Source organism: Pseudoalteromonas maricaloris (assembly GCF_024746855.1).
Taxonomy (GTDB): domain Bacteria; phylum Pseudomonadota; class Gammaproteobacteria; order Enterobacterales; family Alteromonadaceae; genus Pseudoalteromonas; species Pseudoalteromonas maricaloris.
On record NZ_CP024626.1, the window covers coordinates 1002833 to 1022474 of the forward strand.

The 19642-nt window shown below is 42.6% G+C and carries 17 protein-coding genes; 5 read left to right on the forward strand and 12 right to left on the reverse strand.

The window, feature by feature from the left end; genetic code table 11:
• Nucleotides 1-43: 43 nt before the first annotated feature.
• The 6 genes from CTT31_RS22130 to CTT31_RS22155 form a co-directional block, all read right to left on the reverse strand.
• Nucleotides 44-532, reverse strand: a complete 489-nt coding sequence (locus CTT31_RS22130; RefSeq protein WP_211856787.1) for a hypothetical protein — start codon at nt 530-532, stop codon at nt 44-46.
• A gap of 222 nt (nt 533-754) precedes the next feature.
• On the reverse strand, nt 755-1714 hold the full coding sequence (locus CTT31_RS22135; RefSeq protein ID WP_260492562.1) for a DUF3137 domain-containing protein: 960 nt from the start codon (nt 1712-1714) through the stop codon (nt 755-757).
• 119 nt (nt 1715-1833) lie between these two features.
• Nucleotides 1834-3069, reverse strand: coding sequence for an ATP-binding protein (locus CTT31_RS22140; protein WP_260492563.1), 1236 nt, complete (start codon nt 3067-3069; stop codon nt 1834-1836).
• Nucleotides 3070-3076: 7 nt separating this feature from the next.
• Entirely contained in the window at nt 3077-3766 is a 690-nt protein-coding gene (locus CTT31_RS22145; RefSeq protein ID WP_010375648.1) for a response regulator, read from the reverse strand.
• The gene (locus CTT31_RS22150; protein WP_010375649.1) at nt 3766-4155 is read right to left on the reverse strand and encodes a DUF3019 domain-containing protein; all 390 of its coding nucleotides are present in this window, start codon (nt 4153-4155) and stop codon (nt 3766-3768) included. The genes CTT31_RS22145 and CTT31_RS22150 overlap by 1 nt, the downstream gene beginning before the upstream one ends.
• Complete coding sequence (locus CTT31_RS22155; RefSeq protein WP_260492564.1) at nt 4145-5020, reverse strand: MipA/OmpV family protein; 876 nt, start codon at nt 5018-5020, stop codon at nt 4145-4147. The genes CTT31_RS22150 and CTT31_RS22155 overlap by 11 nt, the downstream gene beginning before the upstream one ends.
• Before the next feature lie 210 nt (nt 5021-5230).
• On the opposite strand from CTT31_RS22155, the gene CTT31_RS22160 reads away from it, so the two are divergent.
• Complete coding sequence (locus CTT31_RS22160; protein ID WP_260492565.1) at nt 5231-7234, forward strand: beta-propeller domain-containing protein; 2004 nt, start codon at nt 5231-5233, stop codon at nt 7232-7234.
• A gap of 91 nt (nt 7235-7325) precedes the next feature.
• Here the strand turns inward: CTT31_RS22160 and CTT31_RS22165 are convergent, their stop codons facing one another.
• Genes CTT31_RS22165 through CTT31_RS22180 form a run of 4 tightly spaced genes read right to left on the reverse strand, consistent with a single transcriptional unit; the run spans nt 7326 to nt 10453 of the window.
• Entirely contained in the window at nt 7326-8579 is a 1254-nt protein-coding gene (locus tag CTT31_RS22165) for a sensor histidine kinase (RefSeq protein ID WP_211856778.1), read from the reverse strand.
• The gene (locus tag CTT31_RS22170) at nt 8579-9271 is read right to left on the reverse strand and encodes a response regulator (RefSeq protein ID WP_211856776.1); all 693 of its coding nucleotides are present in this window, start codon (nt 9269-9271) and stop codon (nt 8579-8581) included. Before CTT31_RS22170 ends, CTT31_RS22165 begins: the two co-directional genes overlap by 1 nt.
• Nucleotides 9272-9279: 8 nt before the next feature.
• Nucleotides 9280-9651, reverse strand: coding sequence for a DUF3019 domain-containing protein (locus CTT31_RS22175; protein WP_211856774.1), 372 nt, complete (start codon nt 9649-9651; stop codon nt 9280-9282).
• 10 nt (nt 9652-9661) lie between these two features.
• On the reverse strand, nt 9662-10453 hold the full coding sequence (locus CTT31_RS22180; protein WP_211856773.1) for a MipA/OmpV family protein: 792 nt from the start codon (nt 10451-10453) through the stop codon (nt 9662-9664).
• A 246-nt stretch (nt 10454-10699) separates the two neighbouring features.
• Here CTT31_RS22180 and CTT31_RS22185 point away from each other — a divergent pair, with 246 nt between their 5' ends.
• Nucleotides 10700-11857 (forward strand): serine hydrolase domain-containing protein, encoded by a 1158-nt coding sequence (locus CTT31_RS22185; RefSeq protein ID WP_211856772.1) that lies wholly within the window; start codon nt 10700-10702, stop codon nt 11855-11857.
• 46 nt (nt 11858-11903) lie between these two features.
• Here CTT31_RS22185 and CTT31_RS22190 read toward each other — a convergent pair whose 3' ends face one another.
• On the reverse strand, nt 11904-14939 hold the full coding sequence (locus CTT31_RS22190; protein WP_260492566.1) for a TonB-dependent receptor domain-containing protein: 3036 nt from the start codon (nt 14937-14939) through the stop codon (nt 11904-11906).
• Nucleotides 14940-15277: 338 nt separating this feature from the next.
• Here CTT31_RS22190 and CTT31_RS22195 point away from each other — a divergent pair, with 338 nt between their 5' ends.
• The 3 genes from CTT31_RS22195 to CTT31_RS22205 all read left to right on the forward strand — a co-directional run bounded on the left by CTT31_RS22195 (nt 15278) and on the right by CTT31_RS22205 (nt 18938).
• Nucleotides 15278-17347 (forward strand): winged helix-turn-helix domain-containing protein, encoded by a 2070-nt coding sequence (locus CTT31_RS22195; protein WP_211856770.1) that lies wholly within the window; start codon nt 15278-15280, stop codon nt 17345-17347.
• A 119-nt stretch (nt 17348-17466) separates the two neighbouring features.
• A complete protein-coding gene (locus tag CTT31_RS22200) occupies nt 17467-17940 on the forward strand; it encodes a peroxiredoxin (RefSeq protein WP_211856769.1) in 474 nt (157 codons plus the stop codon).
• A gap of 248 nt (nt 17941-18188) precedes the next feature.
• Nucleotides 18189-18938 carry a phytanoyl-CoA dioxygenase family protein gene (locus CTT31_RS22205; RefSeq protein WP_211857505.1) on the forward strand — a complete coding sequence of 250 codons (750 nt, stop codon included), beginning with the start codon at nt 18189-18191 and terminating at the stop codon, nt 18936-18938.
• Nucleotides 18939-19200: 262 nt separating this feature from the next.
• On the opposite strand, the gene CTT31_RS22210 is transcribed toward CTT31_RS22205, so the two are convergent.
• Nucleotides 19201-19641, reverse strand: coding sequence for a GNAT family N-acetyltransferase (locus CTT31_RS22210; protein WP_260492962.1), 441 nt, complete (start codon nt 19639-19641; stop codon nt 19201-19203).
• Nucleotide 19642 lies beyond the last annotated feature (1 nt).

Sequence of the window (19642 nt, forward strand, 5' to 3'; positions counted from 1 at the left end):
TCACTAACTCTGGAAACCGCTTTGTTAAGAAGCACAATGTACTTTATTCTTCCCAAACTAGGAGATTGCCACTTCTCCATAATTCTCCATCCCAAGAAATCACATCATCCAAATATTTACACAAAGTATGCTGCCTTCTGCGTGGAGAACCATCCTTTTTGAACCATTTATTAACGAGAGTTATGGGTTTGGGGACACATAATTTTTTTCTATTGTTAAGAGCAGGTTGCCAGAAGTAGATTACTATCGATTCTGCCATTTCGAGAAAGTATCTTGATGCCTCTGTTGGATACTTTATTTCACCAACCCAAAACTCCTGCTCTTTGTTAATTTCGTGTATTCTATGATGAGACTTGAGTCTGCTCGAGAAACTACCTTCAGTTATTCCACAATATTGAATTGTTGATTCTCTTTCGTATTTCAACTTTCCTGTGGCAAGGTATAGACCATTTCCCCACTCTGGATTACATTCGACTTCGCTTAAGTTGAATGGCCCACGCCACTCTACAATCACAGTTGTGTGAGACGACACTAATTTCTCCCTTTAATACAATGGTTACTGATTAGGTACTTGTTTACAAATGCCCATCTACAATGCTTCTGAACCATTAATTTTATTTAGTCACCAATATAACTTGATATTAGATCCGAATTTCCAGCGATCATCCTAACCCCATTTAACTATGAATAAAATTACAGCTAATTACACCTACATTGGCGATTGATTATTGAATTATTAATAAAAAGCCTGCCGCTAGCGCACCAGGCTTTTTGCTAGATTTTCAATCAGTAAAAATTGTTTTGCGATATCTTCAGCCCAGCTGGGATCATATTCATTTTGCAGTTTTTTTGGGCTAAATAAATTGGCACCATAATCAAGAGTGATCAGTATATCGCTACCTTCTATAAACATTTGGGCTTTTACTTCGGGGATTTTTAACCCTTTTGGTAGGTTACCGGATGAAAAGAACGTTTTGACTTGCGACAATTTCGCCATATATTCTGGCGTGAGTACTTCGCGGCAGGTTTGTTCATCTTTAGCATAGACTTGATACTCTTTCTCAAAGTCTTTTTGTTCAAGTTTAACTCGCTGTAATCCTTTTAGAGATTGGCGTCGACTTATCAGCATGTTCCAAAGTCCCGCATCTTGTAATACCACGATTGGGGTATCTACCGGTTCAGGCATACTCAGTTTTATAACTGCACCATTAAACAAACGTTTACTGTCATTATTCTGATGAAGCGTGCGTATATGCACTTCGGTAAAGTAAAAATGAATGCCATTTACTTCGCCGTTAAATCCATCTTCAGCTATTGCTCGTCCTCCTTTGGTTAATATACCTGCACTGATAGCTTCCTCGCAGATAAGTAAATTACCGCCGACTGAATATTCTAAGTTAAGCGCCGAAGCAATTGGCGCCATCATATAAGCTCGAGTTAACACTCCCTTAGTGAAAGACTTAAGAGAGTGTTTTAACAAAAAGTAGATAGGAATTATTGAGATTAAGAGAAAAGGCGCAAGAAATAGTAACGGGATTGCAATACCAATTGCCCACCACTTATAGCGTTTAAGCGGCTTCAATTTATTGTCAAGATCGCTATCAAAGCTGGATGTGGTTTTATCTAAATTGTAATAGGCCTCTTTTAACTGCATCTCAACGCCAGCTAGGCGTGGATCAATATGATGGAGAGACCTTTGGTCTAATAAAGCCATAAACTTTCCTTGTAAGTCATGTTTAAATACAACTGGTATAAAATTTTACCCAAATAAAATGGTAAAGGTAAAATTTTTGTTTTATGCGGTATTCACCGCTATACCTATCCCTAGATAAACTAGTTTGCCAGTGGCAAAGTCAGAGTAAACTTAGCACCACCAAGTTCGGAGAACCCAACATGGCAACTGCCGCGATGCCAAGTGGCGATTTTGCGTACGATAGCCAGTCCTAGGCCATAACCACCGTTATCTTTGCTGCGACTTTCATCTAAGCGTGAGAAGGGAATAAAAACCGACTCCCACTGAGATTTAGGAATTCCATCACCGTCATCCTCAATATGGATATAGGCATTGTTTTTGTCATACTCAATATTAATCGCTATGGTTGAGCGACCATATTTATCAGCGTTTTGTACGATATTTTGCAAAGCCCGAGAAAGATAATGTAGGTTGCCAGAGATGATAACTGTATTACTCATTTTCTTGAACGTTATTTTTTTATCGGTAAGCTTATTGAGTTTGCTTATCTGATCGCTGACAAGTTCACAAAGGTCAATTGGCGTTATCTCAAGTTTCTCTACTTCAAATTCAAGCCGTGCGTAAGCTAGCATTTCATCAATCATCGCCTCCATTTCGACTACATCGTCCGCCATATCACTTGCTTGCTCACGGCTTTGCTCTGGCAGCATAGCTAAAGCAAACTTAAGTCTGGCAAGTGGGGTGCGCAGGTCATGAGAAACCGCATTAACGAGTAGTTTTTGGTTTTCAATTAGCCTTGCAACTTGAGACGCTAAGTCGCGGATCTGCTCGGTTAAATTTGAAATGGCAGAAAACCGGGAATGTCGGGTCGCTTTGGGCAGTTGACCTTGAGTGAGATTTTCGGTGATATATCTCAGTTGCAATAAATCAAGCCACAAGGGTCTTATCCACAGCATAAGTAAAAACGCGAGCACGGCATAAGAAAGCAACTTGATGATCCATTGTTTATTGGCGGCAGAAGCCGCCGGTGCTAATGGCCCTAATTGCAGCAGCAATGTTGAATCAGGTACTTTGAAAGTCAGCCAAGCGCGGCCTTCATCGTCAAAACTCGTTAAAATACCACCTTGAACTAAAGTGCTGGCTTGCTCAGGCAGCCAAGCGACATCATCCATGTTGAGTATTTTGAGCGTTTCTGACTCTTGGGGTAGCTGGTCTGAGGAAATCGTGGATTTCAGTGTGTTGGCAACCGCTTTTGCATGTCGCAACTCATCGGGCGCGGAGTGCACCCAATGAGACCAAATGGCTTCGCTCACTTGGTTGATAACGACAATACTGGTAAACACAGCCAAATAGAGGCTGAGTAATAGTTTTAGCACAAATACACTAGCCCCAAGCAGACTTAGAGCAGAGGTAGCCCTTACCCCACACGGTAATAAGCCTCGCGGGTTGCTCTAGATTGTCGCCAAGCTTTTTACGCAAACGGCTAATACGTACGTCAACGCTTCTATCTAATCCGTCATATTCGCGGCCAACAACATGTTTATAGATATAGTCTCGACTCAGCGTTTCGCCCGCATGGCCTGCCAATGTCTTTAGTAAATCAAATTCATAGCTTGTGAGCTCAACTTCATCTCCAGCCAAATAGACCTTACGGTCCGATTTATCTATTTGTAATTCGCCTAAGGTAATGGAATCAGACTGAACTTCATCATTTTGTGTACGTCTTAATAGCGCATTCAAACGGGCAAGTAGTACGTATGGCTCAACAGGCTTGATAATGTAATCATCAGCACCGATCTCAAGCCCTTTTACATGGTCGAAGTCACTGTCTTTGGCGGTAAGAAATAAAACCGGCCCTTTAAACTCACCGCGTGCAGCTTTGCAAATAGAAAAACCATCAAGTCCCGGTAGCATAATATCTAAAATGAGAATGTCAGGTTTTTCTGCTTCAATCGCTTTAATGGCGTTAATACCATTGTGTAATTGAACGACTTCAAAGCCGTTATGGATTAAGAACTTTGCGGTTAACTCCGCTAGTTTTACATCATCTTCGACAAGTAATACCTTGGCCATTAAAACACACTCCAATCGCTTCTGAGTTTGCGTCTATATTGTTGGTTGACGCTTGTGTGTACTTCAATATTTTGTTTTGCAACAACGTTATTTTTAGCATCTTTTAGGGTAAAGAGCATGGACTTTGAGAGTTGGATAATTTGTGTTGATTTTGCCTCCTTGGCCTGCTCCCAGCATTGTAATTTTTGTTTTTCCTGAAATAAACATAGGTTCATTTTAGAGGGCGATTGCCAAGCAATTTTTGCCGTCATTTCACAGCGTTGCCCTGCTTGTTTCACCATACATGTAATCGGTTTTATTTCTAAATTAATGCCATTGTTGGGTTTGGTTAAAGCTCTACTTGGTGCGCTGAAAATTATAATTATGATTAAGTACAACCTAAAATTCATATTTTCCCCCGACAAAAACCGTCGCGGTATAGCTATCCTCGACTATCGGGCTATCTGTCATTGTGCTATCAAGTTGCTGATATTTGGCGTTAAATTTAAAGGTCCAAGACTCACTCACGGGATAAGAGTAGGCAAAGCTAACATAGGGTTGGAAGCTTGAGCTGCCTTTATACCATAGCTCACTATTCGGTGTATCCGCTTTGTCTATGCCGTAGTAATAGTCCACCAGTTGTCGACTTTTCCATTTTAGCCCCGCTTTAATAAACACATAAGTGTTAGGTGAATTATCGAATCTAAAACGATAGCTAACTCCAACATCAGCATTGTAACCTTGATAAGTGTTGGTGATATCGGTGAGCCATGATGCGCTGATTTTTACGCTATCACTCATTATCCAGTGGGCTAAAACGCCGCCATCTATGGCCCATTTTCTCGACTCAATATCGTCTAAGGAGATAGCGGTTTGCTCTGCGGCAAATTCACCGCCAGGCAGCTCATTGCTGGCATCAAACCCCATTTTTTGCACGAATATATTACTTGGGTGAAATTTCTCGAAATAGGCCTGCTCGGTATTAAATGTGCCGATCAAGCTAAGATCAAATTTATCAGTGTAGTGAAAGGTATAGCCCAAAGTCCCATTATCAAGAAAGAGGTGTTCACCGTAATAACTAATATAGGGCACAACAACCAAGGGAATATTTTCACCGTCATGGAGTGGGTTGGAGATCACGCCGCCGCCAAGCGCAATGCCAAATCGCCATTCATCGACTGGCGTACACTCGCTGTCATTGGCGTCACATGGCACCACCGTGGCATTTACCTGAGTGGTAACCAGCAAGGTTAAGGCCATTAATAACTTATTCAACTTGGAACTCCAATTCTGAATTTGGGCTTTGCACTGGCTTTTTGGAGGTGTCAATCAAAGCGCATTATTACTACCAGTGTAATTTACCAGTCGCTGTACAAATTACCAGAAAGGGTAACATTAAATAACAAAACAAGTAGCGAAGATAACAGAAATTTTAGTGTGAAAGTTTAGGCTTACGTTGGCACTTAACTTACAAGGAAACATATCATGAGATGCAAAATTTGGCTCAGTCTTCCGCTTGCCGCTAGCCTTTGCGCATGTGGTGGTAGTAACGACAATGATGAAGATAAATTACCAGAACTTAACGCGCTTAATAATAGCTCTGCGCCGTTGAAGTCAGCTTCATCAGCACAGTTTAGTCAGTTTATTAAAAACGGCATTTTCGTTGCCAGCGGTGGGTTGAATAATGGCGATGATTTGGAAAATCCATCAGCAACCACAGATAGTGCACCTTACTCAGGCACCAATCAACTGGTTGAAGGGGTATCAGAAAGCGACCGGATTAAATTCGATGGCCGTTACTTATTCATCGGTGGCTCGACCAGCGTTGCATATGCGGATACTGACAGCAAAACCTTCGTTAGGATCTTAGATACAGAAGCTACGGATGTCCCTACACAAGTTAATGAATTAGCGGTATCAGATTCAGAGTTTGCAAGCCAAAATCTTTACCTTAAAAACAATCAACTCATCAGCGTATTAATGGACTATGAGTATGATTTTGCTGATGATATGTCATCGCTAGAGGTGCGACCTGAGGTCAATTATCAAGGCGTGATTGAGCTTGCTTTTAGTAACGTATCCCTACCCGCACAGGCTGAGGTCGAAAAACGCTTTCAAATTGATGGTTCACTAGTTGGCAGCAGATTAATCGGTGACAAACTCTATGTTATCGCCGACCATACTATACGCTACAGTGGTTTTAATAGCGCTGACAAAGTAGCAAGCTACAATCGCTTAATGGACACTAACATTAACGATTTATTACCTCAATTTAGAAATTTAAAGCAAGGAAGTGCAGCGCCACTGGTTGCCGCAGATGGCTGTTATTTGCCAGCAGATGCTACCGCGCAAGATGGATATAATGGCTTAACAACAGTGACTGAGATTGACATTCGCAATCCTGATGAGGTGAAAACAACTTGCGTCAGTACGCGCACCTTTGGCTTTTATATGTCTGCAACAGCTGTGTATCTTTACAATTACTCCTTTAATGGCAGTGATGGAGATGTCAACACATCAATCTGGGATCCATCAGGCATAGTATTGCATAAGTTATTGTTAACGGATGAAGGGGTGACATACCAAGCAACTGGTGAGGTGGAAGGTCAACTTGCTCGTGTCAGCGATACGATGGCTGCGACTCGATTTGATGAAAAAGATGGCGTTCTGCGCGTAGTAACGAGTCAGTATGATACAGATATCGGTAATAGTCATAAGTTGTATATGCTTAAACCACAAGGGAATGAACTCAACACCGTGGCGACGCTACCAAATAGCCAAAATCCAACCCCTATTGGCAAAATTAATCCGGATACAGGGCTTGTGGATGAAGACATTTATGCGGTTAGATATTTTAACGATACCGCCTATATCGTGACCTTTAGACAAATAGATCCTCTCTACGTTCTGGATTTATCTGACGCATCACAGCCTAAAATTGCGGGAAGTTTAGAGATCCCCGGTTTTTCTTCTTACCTGCACCCTGTTGGTGACGGTTTGCTTCTTGGGGTAGGTCAGCACCTTGGAGACCCTGATGGAAACGTGCAGCCCGGCACCAAAGTGAGCTTGTTTGATGTTGCAAATCCTGCTGAACCCAAGCTATTAAAAGATCATACGTTTGCAGGGGGGTTTACACCGCTGGAATATGATTATCGCGCTTTGGCCATGCTAAAAGACAATGCCTCAGTAACCCGGTTCACTTTGCCGATTGTTTATTGGAATACAGAGCAAGTGAATGAAAGTAGTTATAGCTGGTATAGCCAAAACGATCTCGCCGCATTTGAAATTATCCACGGCGTGGACTCAACACTCACTTATCGCGGGAGTAGCCGTGCCGAGGTAGCAACGCCCATAGCGAGTGACAAAGCACTCGGGTATACCGAAGCAGATAGAGGGCTTATTCAGGCTGATAAACTGCTTTATATCCATGGCAACTACGTGTGGCAGAGTAATTGGCAAACGCCTGCTGACAACAGTGGACCACATTAACCTAACTCCCTTTGAATATTAGGTTGTTGTACACTGTTTCGTTGCCAAGCGGTGAACTGTAGCACTGCTTACCACAGCTTCAGAGTTAACGTTACTTTTGCTGAGTCTGTATCAGCGAAACAGTGATTTTGGCCCCGCCCAGCGCGGGGCTTTTTTGAATTACAATGGTACCGCCAAAACGAGTGACTATACGTTGCACAAAGGCCAAACCAATGCCATACCCTGATTGCGATTGAGAATCGTCGCGATAAAACGGTAGTAGCACTTTGTCTCGAACCTCGTTACTTATACCTATTCCATCGTCTTCAATAATAAACTGAACCTTGTCATTATCGACTCGGGTTGCTAGTGATACTTTAGCGTTGGCATATTTTATCGCGTTAGATAATAAGTTATTGATTAGCATGCGTAAGTACTGATCTTCACCGATGACCCAGCAAGGTTTTGACGACAGTTTTAGTGTTAAGTCTTGATAGTGGGCGTTATTAGCTAACTGGCGAGTCATCGCATTCAAGTCAACAGGTTGAAGTTCCACGTCGTCAAGACGGTGCTGCAATCTTGCGTAATCTAAAATAGCATCAATCACTTGCTCCATTTCATCAAGGTTTTGGTTGATCCTATCTTCGTACTGTGTCCGCAGCTCATCATCATGAGTTTCAACCAGTGTGTCTAGCCCCATTCTTACCCTTGCAAGTGGCGTACGTAACTCATGAGAAAGTCCGCTGCTTAATAGCTTCATGTCAGTCATTAACCCGGCTATTTGTCGTGCCATTTGATTAAACGCTTGCTCAATATCCTTTAAGTACCATACCGTACCGACTTGCACGCGGGCGTTGAGTTCGCCTTTACCCAGCTGATGTGCGGCATTTTTGAGCTTTAACAGTCTGGCAATAAATGGGGTTAAAAAGGCGACGACGACAACGATAACGATAGCGTAAAATAACAAGGTCATGAGCAGGCCATATTTAGTCTGCAATTGCTTCTGCATTGTTAAAATATAGACATTTTCTTGGCTTATAAGTATGCAAGCGCTTACTGATGATTCGCTTTCGAGGTAAATAAACCGCTGTTGAGAGAGTTTGCGGCTTAAGCTCACAGGAAGTGGATAGTCGGCTCTTGGTACAAGTTGAGCGGTTAGTGTTTGGTGCAGTGGGATCGCAATAATTTGTGATTCAGGTATGTTGTCTTTAGCCATTGCGGCAATAATTGGTGCGGTTGTGCTAAGTGGATCGTAGTGGGCTTCATTATTTTCTGAGGATGAGGCGATAAGTGTGTCAAATATCAGACCTGTGATAACGCTTGCGAGCGTTAAGATGGTAAGCAAAGCAAACACGAAGCGCCACATTACCACACGTCCTTTGCCAACTGATATCCTTTACCCCATACCGTCTTTATTTTAAATGGGTTTTGGCCATCATCACTTAGCTTCTTTCTCAGTCGCGAAACACGCAAATCTATAGAGCGGTCAAACCCATCATAATCAAATCCTCTGAGTGCTTTAGTAAGCTCATCTCGGGTAACAATTTGTCCAGCTTTACTGGCAAGTACCCAAAGCGCATCAAACTCATTGCTGGATAAGTTAACGAGCTGCCCAGCAAGAGTAACGCTTCTGTCTTTTTTATTGATATAGAGAGCGCCAAACTCAAGTGTTTGTTTGGGAGCGGTATCTTGAGGATGATGGCGCCTTAATAGCGCTTTTATGCGAGTTTCTAATAACCTGCCTCTTACTGGCTTTTTGAGATAGTCGTCAGCACCCATCTCTAAGCCGATAATTTCATCAATTTCCTCATCCCTTGCTGTTAGCATTAATATTGGGATGCTTAGCGACTGACGCAGTTGCTTGCAGACTTCAAAGCCATCCAAACTTGGCAGCATGCCGTCTAAAATCACCAAATCGGGAGGAGAGGCTAAAACGTGCTCCAGCCCGTCTTGACCATCATGATATAGCCCCACTGAAAATCCCTTGGTAGAGAGGTAATCACTCAGCCACTGGGCCAATTCTTTATCGTCTTCTATTAGGACTAACTCGGCTACCACAACTACTCCTAGAAAAGTCGCCAACGCACGGCGTTACTTTTTTGTTGTTTAAACACCCAAGCATATTGCAGCGCATAGCTTGCGAGAATATCCTTGTTATCTTCTAAGGTAATAAGCAAATCTTTCTCAACTAAAATCTCGCCTTTCCAACTCGCGGTTTTTTGCTGCTGCCAACAAACCAGCTCTTTTTCATCGGCATGGAGACAAAAGTTACCGGCCACAGAGGTTTGCCAGGTCACTGAGAGGTCGATAAAACATTGCTGACCTTGTTCGAGCGCAACACATTGCCCGGGTTTTACGGTCCATACGGGGACGTTAATTTCTTCTTTCGCTTGAGTTTGCATTGCGAGTAGGGCTAAGCCAAATAGTCGTTTTTTCATATTTAGCTCCTCAAAAAACGTAGCTAAGTGACAAGCCAATGCTTTCACCATGCTCAATTCTATCGTTAAAACTGACAATTGCTTTGGTGATAGGACTATCCATAATACCTGATGCATATTTGGTGTAGCTGACGTGGCCATCGACTATCCAATTTTCTGTTAAAGCGCGTGAAAATCCGAGCTTTACCCCAAGATTAGCCCCGCCTTTGGCATCGTAACCTTTAAATGGTGCGCCACCGTAGTAATAATCTAACATGGCCGAGTTTCGGTATTGTGCACCGACTGCGCTATAAAAGTGCCAGTTTTTGTATTGCCAGGGTTTAGAGATCCATAATGAAGCGTAGCTACCATCTGAATAATCTGAGTTAATCACTTTTGGTGCAACAATAGCTCTAATTTGTAAGCCAAATACATCCCCTGTAGCTCTTACCCCAAGATAAGACGAAGTGTTTAGCCCATAGCGAGTCCCGCCAAAACGGTAATTTATTCGCCCATGAGCGGTTGAGAGTAGGGCATCAAATTCCCAATTTTCTGTTTCATAAAACTGATAACCGAGTGCAAGTGCTGGGTCAAACTTCTCAGCGCGGCCTGGAAATTCGACAAATAGACCATTACTAAAATAGTAGGCGCCATGTACAGTGGGCGAAAACGAGGTCTCGGCATTATTGTAAATATCGCTGTTGTAATTTATCCCGTAACCAATGGCCAAATAGCCGTGACCTTCTTTTTTGGCGTTAGTGCTTTTGGCCTGCGCTGCACTTGCGGCCATAAGCACGGCTGCAATCAATAAATGTGTTTTCATAGCAATTTCTATTAGTTATTAATTTGCTAGTTACTGTAGTGAGTGTAAGCGAGTATAGCTGTATCGACTTTCTGCAAGTTGTATCGAATTGTATCCAGCTTGTTCTGGCTTTCCATAATGGTCTGACATTATGCCTGAAAATAAAGGAAGTCGTTACTGTTTGATACATTTTGAAAAAGTCAGAGACAGCATGGCGTGCATACCTTAGTTATTGTTTTATCACTTAAACGAAACGAGGTATTTCTCATGAGAACACTAAAACTGGTCACATTATTGTGTGGTGGTCTGTCGTTATTTGGTTGTAATGATAGTCAGTCGACGTCTAACCCTAAACCGAGCCCTGTCTCTCCTCCCGTAGCCGAAGTTGATTTTCAAGCGATGCTCGAACAAAGTGTTGAAGCGGGTATCCCTGGTATTGTGCTCTATATTGATTCGCCTACGCTTCAATTTTATGGTGCTGCCGGGTTAGCAGATAAAGAAAATACGATACCCATGACCACGGACGCTAGGATCCCAAATGGCAGTGCGGGGAAAAAAGTAACAGCGCTCTTAATGGCGATGTTGCATGAACAACAGTTATTAGATCTAGATGCACCGATAAGTGATTATTTGTCTGACGAACTTTTACAACAGATAGAAAACGGTGACGAAATGTATGTTCGGCAGTTACTCAATCATACGGCTGGATTATATGATTATCTCAATGATGCTAACGGCGAATTTTTTGCTGCAGTATTACAACAGCCAGACTTAATAAAAACGGACAGCTTTGCGCTGCAGTTTGCTCTCAATCAAGACGCCAATTTCAAACCCGGAGCTGCGTGGAAATATTCTAATACCGGGTATTTATTGGCGGGCCTAATTATGGATAAAGTTTTGGGGGAGCATCACTCAAAGGCGATGCGTGAGTATATCTTTGAACCATTTGGCTTAAGTAGTATGAGTTATGGAGGGATCGAAAAGGCGTTTGGTGAAATTGCATCAGGGTACTTTGTTGATGATGAGGGCAATGAAATTAATACGCAGCCTTACTATGCCAATATTGGTGTGGCTGATGCACCGATTGTATCGACGGCTAAGGACCTTGGTGACTTATTTAAAATCATAATAACGAGCCCAGATATTCCCGCTAAGGTGCGTGAGCAATTGCTAGGCGAATCTGTATGGGTGGATACTGATGTCACCGGACAGCAATACAGCATGGGTATCTTTAGCGAGCAAGTCGGAAATAAACCGGTTTATCATCATAACGGTGCTGAGATTGGGTACGCGACGTTAAATTGGTATCTGCCGTCAGAAAACATGGTTATGAGTGCAATTATTAATTGCCAAGGCTACAACCAATGCAATGCAGAGATTGACAAAATCTCAGATAAGTTACGCGATACACTTTTTGGTTTGTAAAGATAAGGGGCTACTCAGTGGTAGCCCCTCAAGTCAATGCAGAAGTCTAAAACTGGTATTTTGCTCCAATAAACGCAAAACGTCCTACACCTGAGCCGTAGGCACTATCAAAGTTACCTGAGCCGCCGACGATAAAAGGACCTTTTTCATCAAATAGGTTATTCACACCACCATAAACAGAGAGAGTGCGGTTATCGCCTAGCTCCATGCTGTAGTTTACCGTTAAGCTATGAGTCGTAACTGATGGCAGCGCACCTTGCCAGAGCGGCTCTGGATCTGCGATACAGCTTGTCTCACCAGCTGTACAGCGTTCGTTATTTTTGGCGATAGCAGCCTGCCAGTCTTCATATCTCGAACGGCTGGCTTCCACTGCACCTTTATATTTTGTGCTCCAGCGTACACGCCAATCATTCTTATACCAAGTTAGTGAAATAGCGCCTTTGTCTTCAAATATATCGGTGTTGAGGTAGCCTTCATAAAGGTCTTCGTATTGCCCATCAGGACCCGTACTGGTGATTGAGTATTCGATCACGTGTGTCCAATCGGCTTTTACCTTAAAGCTACCGTAATCGCTAGCGTCATACACATACTCTAGTGCGATATCGTAACCTTTAGTACGGATCTCATCCGTGTTGATGACACGTTGATTGACTTCATAAATCTGCCCTTCTTCATCGCGTTTAATATCACGACAAAACTCGTTACTGTCACCGAATTCCATAGACGAAGCGTAACAGAACTTAATGATGTCTTCGTTAGCCAGTGAGCTTACCGCATCATCAATTTGAATATCGTAGTAATCTAGCGCAATTCTAAAATCCGGTGCAAAGGAAGGCGCTAAAGATAAACCAATGGTGATGGTATCTGCGGTTTCCTCAAATAGCTCGCTATTTCCTGAGTTGGGTGAGTAGCCGTTATTTTCGTCTTCAAAAGTACCTTCAGCGGCGATAGCGGCTTGTATTCCCGCATCTTTGCGGCAGTTGTCGTGGCCTGCATCTGTTGACGTCGCGGTAACACCATCACAGATATCATCAAAGCTATCATAGTCGCCACGAGGTGGTGACATAAGTTCGGTGATTGTCGGTGCTCTCATGGCTCGAGCCCAGTTTGCACGAATGGAATAACCTTCGATTGGCTCATAAATAAAGCCAGCCTTGTAACTTTGGATTAATCCCGTATTTGCCCAGCTGTAATCTGCGATACGAGCAGAGACCTCGGCGCTAAGCGATTTTGCCATTGGTGCGTCTTTTAATAGCGGTAACGATAATTCACCGAAGATTTCACGAACACTTACATCGCCTTCAAATGTGGGCACATAGTTAAACGTGACGCCACCATTTGGCACGTTGGTCGATACGCTCTGTGTATCTTTTCTGTATTCAAAACCAAAAGCTGAAGCAACGGCGCCTGCTGGGAGTTCAAATAAATCACCAGTAACAAATCCAGATACCGTTACCTGATCAATATCCGTTGTAATGGATGGATTGGCGCGAATATAGTCTGCCGCTTCAGGTGTGATTGAGCCTTCACCGAATAAATTAATTGGTACACAGCCTTGGCTACGTGCTTGCTCGTCTTTACACTGAATCGTACCATCAGCAAGGCGCTCAGCATTTAGCGCTTGTTTAACTCGCGCAACGTAGATTTCGTTACTGCGGGTTTGTTCTTGCTTAAATTTACCGTAGCCAACAGAAACATCCCACTCCCAGTCATCCCAAATATAACCGCGGAGACCACCCCAAGTTCTGATTGTTGTTCTTTCATTGCTGTTGACTATATTACCAACTTCAGTAAACAGCCTATCCCATTTTACGCCTTTTGAGCTTGCCTTATCTCGAATTGCTTCTGGCATATATGGATTATCATAAGGGATACGGCCCATGCAGTCGGAGCCAAATTGATTGCTGTTTGGGTCATAGGTCACAATCGCATCGCACTCATCTTCGCTTTCTGGCGATTTAACATTGCGAGAGGTATTACGGCTATATTGCAGTTGGAAGTATGCTTCTGTACCTGAGTCAAACTCGTACTCTGTTTTAATTGCCGCTGAGAGATCTTTGTCAGGCACCTTTAACATTGTAAATTGGTTGAAATCGATACCGTGAAGTTCTTCTTGCCAATCGTCACGTAAGGTGGTGCCGTCGTACCAAAAGCCGGAGTTAGGTTTGGCACTGCTTGACTCATCAAATACACCACCGGGAATTGAGTCGCTTAAACTTGTCCACTGTGATTTATCAATATCTCTCATGCAGTGATAGGCACTTTTTGTATCAGGGTCGTAGTTGGCAGTGAGCATCACGTTGCACATACGGTCGGTATCGTAGTCCCAGCTATCTTGCTGCTGAGCACGCTTTCTATCCCAGTAGCTTAGTCCTTTTTCTTCGTCGTAAGTAGCACTGACAAATAAGTAGCCTTTACCATTATCGTAAGTCGTACCGTAATCAGCATTTACCGTATATTCACGAGCGCCGCCTTCGGTACTTTCACCACCACGAGCACTAAATGTAGCCCCTTCTTGATCTTGCTGAGTTATGATGTTCACAACACCTGCAACTGCATCGGAGCCATAAGCCGCTGACGCACCACCGGTAATGATTTCAACTCGCTCAACCATACCTTTGGGGATGGTTGATAGGCTTACATAGTTGCCTGAATAACTGTTAGAAACTACTCGTCTACCATCAATCAAAGTTAATGTTCTGCTTTCGCCTAATTCGCGTAAGTCGATAGTTGAAAGCCCGGTATTTTGAACACTGCTTTGCGAGTTACCATTGCCTGTACCCTCACTGACCTGAGGCATTTCTTCAAAAAGAATATCTGAAAGCGAACCGAAGCCTGCATCATTGAGAGACTCAGCTCCCATAGTGGCGATAGGAGTAGGTACCGAAAAGCTATCACGCTTGATGCGAGAACCGGTGATGACGATTTTTTCTAGTGCTTTATCTTCACCTTGCGTTTTAACTACCGAACTACTTTGTTCAACTTGTTGACGGTCGATTTGTTGCTCTTCTGCCGTTGCTGTATTGCTACATGCGAGCGCAATAGACAGGGCGAGTAATTTAATATTATTGTTAGGTGACACGGGAGTCCCTCTTTTAATTTCTGATTGTTGTTTATTTATTAGATAGTTAGGGCTTGTTGAAAGAAGTACATACCTCATTGTTTTGACTAAGCAAAAAAGCACTGCACCTCATTTTAGCCATTGTGACCGTCACTATGATTCATGCAACGAATTGGACATCTATTCTTTGACGTTTTTAACTCTATTTAATATCTATTCTAAAATAAGTATATAATTCAATTTATTACGTCTTATTTTTTGAGGTATTGCATTGTTGCCATGATGCTTGTCGCGTTACTTTTGTCTTTTGGTCGCTAATTTAGGTATGATTTACAACGTATTTACCCATGGTTATAAAAATGCAGCACAGTGCGACTTATCAGTTATTAGATGTCAATATTGATCCGGTTGGGCATATTTTGTCCAATGCCGGGCAGGAGTGTTGTGTCCAGCCTAAATTTATCGAAGTGTTGACTGTATTGGCGCTTGCTTACCCAAACGTGGTTACTCGAGAAGAAATCATTGAGCAGGTTTGGGGAGGGAATCTATTTGTTGGAGAGAAAGCGCTAACTAATGCAATTTGGCATCTTCGTAAAACTTTTAAAACCCTACTTGCAAGTAACGAAGAAGAAAGCAGCACTGCTGATTTTGAGGTGATCGAAACCATAAGGAAGTCTGGATATAGACTAAAAATAAAGCCAACCTTCGTCGATATCAAGGCTACTCCCAGTAAGCCTAGCGAGCAAAATTTACCTTTCAAGCTCAAAGTGGCAGGGGTAGTAACCACATTATTCATTCTACTGAGTGTTTTTATATACTTCTTAGTTGAACAGTCAAGCCATCAACTCGAAAGCGTGACGGATTACCCAGGACGTGAGCTTTTTCCTAGTGTCTCCCCGAATGAGCAATACCTAGCGTTTGCTTGGAGAAAGTTTGGCAGTCATGCAGGACTATATTTAAAAAATCTAAAACGTCTTGATGAACCTCTTGAAGTATTAGTCGATGGTCCTGGAAATGTGTCGGTATCCGTGTGGGGGCGAGACAGTCGCACGCTCTTTTATATAGAGAAGCGCTCAGAAGCATGTACGATTAAGTCACTGGATATAGTGATCAAAACACAATCAGATATAGCTAGCTGTATTGCAGATACGACCACTACCTTAAGCTATTCGGCTGAAAAAAACCTCCTTGGATTTATCGCAAAGCAAGGCCCTACGGATCCTCCAAAAGTAACCTTGCTAAATTTAAACGATAAAACAGCGACAGAATTAGGTTGTGAGCTAGATTGTGACGGGAGTGGGCTTGAAAGTATTGCGCTTTCTCCCGATGCCAAGCAAATCGCGATTAGTCGTAACTTGCCGAACGGACTTGAAAATCTCTATTTGAAAAATCTGGATACCGGGAAGGAAGTTAAAATATTAAGTGGACATGATGACCTGCGAGGCGTGAGTTGGCATCCCAATGATGATTATTTGGTTGTATCAATGATTGAACATGGCGCACGTCGCGCGTATAAACTTTCACTTGAAGGTAAAGTATTGGGGACATTGCCGTTTGATGGGTTAAGTTACCCAAGCTTTAGTCAATCAGGGCATTTATATTTTCATGACTGGAACATTAATACTTCTATTATGAAACTTGACCTTAACGCGCAGGTCACCAGTTCACCCTTCCCATTACTACAATCACAAACTAGTTTCCGTTATCCCAGTTATTCACCTGTGTCGGAGCGTTTACTCTTTGTGTCTAACCAATCAGGGTTTGATGAAGTTTGGGTGTCTAATTTGGAAGGTGATCAGCGAATACAACTGACAGAGCTTGGGTTACAAGCAATGCACCCTGTATGGTCACCTGATGGCACTAAAGTGATTTTTACCACAAAGTCACATCAAGGAAGCCAACTTCAACTTTTGGATATGGCCACAAAACAAGTAACGCAACTCAAAACTGGGCTAAAGTATCACGGTAAACCCAGTTGGTCTCAAGACGGTAGCTCAATTTATATTTCTGATGACAATAATGTATTTCGCATTTTTCTTGATTCAAAAACCGCTCCAGTGAAGTTAACTACTGGCACCACCGCACTTGAACATGAAGGGTTGTTGTACGTATATAAAAGCGAGACACAAGAAATGTGGCGTATCGATCTGGCAACTGGGGTCGATACGCTGTTATTTGAAAATGCACACTTGGCTTCGAGCGCAAGCTGGTCAGTGTCCGATGCGGGACTTTACTATTTGTATGTTCGTCGTGGAGACTTCCGCATTAGTTATTTTGACTTTGCCAGTAAAGCGCATAAAGATATTATCCGAGTTCCAGAACGTAGCTTTAGCCGAAGTCGCGGGCTTGTATATATAGCAGAAAAACAGTGGCTGCTATTTACCGGTTACGAAATCCCACAAGTAGATATAAAACGAATCGAAATGTAGTCATGAGTCACAATTTCTCGACTATCATAACCACAGGTTTGGATAAGAAATTAGCTATCCCAAGCTCAGGTTATATAACAAACTCAAGGCAATTAGCCCTTAGATGAAGGATTTAAACAATGATTGAAGCTGGACAAAAATTACCACAAGCCGAGTTGAACGAACTTACTTCAGACGGCATGGTTAATCACGAAGTAACAGCGTTGTTCGCTGGTAAGAAAGTAGTGCTTTTTGCGGTTCCTGGTGCCTTCACACCGACTTGCTCGGCGTCTCATTTACCCGGTTTTGTCGTGAATGCAGATAAATTTGCAGAAAAAGGTGTTGATATCATCGCATGTGTATCGGTAAACGATGCTTTTGTAATGAAAGCTTGGGGTGATGCACAAAATGCAGAAGCAATTATGATGCTTGGAGACGGCGATGCGAGCTTTACCAAAGCGCTAGGGCTTGAAATGGATACCGGTTCATTTGGCGGTGTACGTTCGCAGCGTTACGCTATGATTATTGAAGACGGCGTCGTGACAACACTCAATGTAGAACAACCTAAGCAATTTGAGGTCAGTAAAGCAGAAGCTATTTTAGATGCTCTATGACTGTAAAATTCAATGACCTGAAGTTCAGGTAAATAATACCAGTTCGCTTTGAATGGCCTAAAGGTGCGCTTGTCTGAGCGAATTGGTATGAAAAAGGGCTACTATTTTTACATTTAAAAATCATCCAAAAAATGATTAGAAGACGTGCGCCATGGCTGGAGACGAGAGTTTTCCTACTCTTGTAAAAGGTTACATGGAATTAATGTCGTTACAGTAGTTTTTCCGACAATGTCAGAGGTCAATATGTGATGGTAAAATCAGCCCATGATTTTGACGAGTGTGGCTACGTTATAAAACACAATTTTATACCGTCCGTCGAACTTAACAAAATAAAGCAAGTCGTTTTAGCGTTTCATCATGCGTGGCGGGCTGACAATAATGACTTTTATCAAAACAGAGCAGTAAATTCTGCCTATCTTACTGCACCAAAGTACCTAGGCGAACAGCAAAGGCTTGTCCTTTTTCAATTCATTGCCTCTACTCCTCTGGTGTCTCTAGCCGCATCCATATTTTCGGGTGAATTTAGGTTTATGAATACTCAGCTATTTTTTAACCCAGTGAACACCACTCAACTCAATTATTGGCACCGAGATCCGCAATACCATTTAACCATCGAAGAGCAAAAACAAGCGTTGTTGTCGGGGCCCGAAGTGGTTCACTTTCGGTTAGCACTGGAAGATGAGCCCGGAATAGAATTGATCCCAGGTACCCACAAGCGTTGGGACACAGTTCAAGAGTTAAATGTGAGGTTAGAGCAATCAGGGCATCATAATCATGAAAGTCTGTCAGAAGGTAAAACTATTCCACTGAAAGCGGGTGATCTTCTCGCTTTCTCAGCCAATATGATACATCGCGGTATTTATGGCAAAAATAGGTTGGCACTTGATATATTATTTTGTGAGAGTGACCCCAAACTCACTCAGTATATTAACCAAGAGTGTTTACCCGAGGGAGAAATGCTGACGTTACTTGACGTACCACATGTTTTTCACCGTTAAGTAGTTTATTTCGAGGTAAGTAAAGCTCAACACGATTAGCCCCTGTTGAGCTTAAAATATGAATTAATTAACCTGAGCTGCGGATAATTAATGCCTTTCTAGCAGCCAGTTTTAGCGCTAACTGCGTTGAATTCACTTCCAATAGCCAGCTATTGGTGCGTAAATTCGCCTTGTTTTCCCTAAAACTTGCTGGCTAGACAAGGAAAAACTAAGTTGTGCTTTAGCAACAATGAGTTGGAACATTCCTTATCCAAACCTCAGGTTAATTAGATTCTATAAGTCGCATTCGCAGGATTGGAAAAGGCTTGCCCATATCGTCAGTTGGTGAGCGTTCATATACCTTAAAACCTTTTGCTTCATAAAAGCCGACGGCTTCTGGGTTTTGCTCATTGACATCGACAAACTGCACATTTTGTGTTTCAAGCGCAAAGCGAAGCAGTTCAGTACCGACACCATGTCCTCTGCTTTTCGCTAGCACAAACAACATCTCGATTTTTCGGTCATGTACACCGATAAAACCGACAATATTCGCGTCGCTATTTTTTACACAGTGCAGCGTAACGTTTGGAAACGCCTGTTCAATAATAATAGGTTTAAAATAAGCGATGTCCGCCTCAGTGATAAAATCATGAGTGGCTCGCACAGAGTCTTCCCAAACAGCCAGTAATTCCTGGTAATCGCTAGGTGTAACTGGACTTATCATC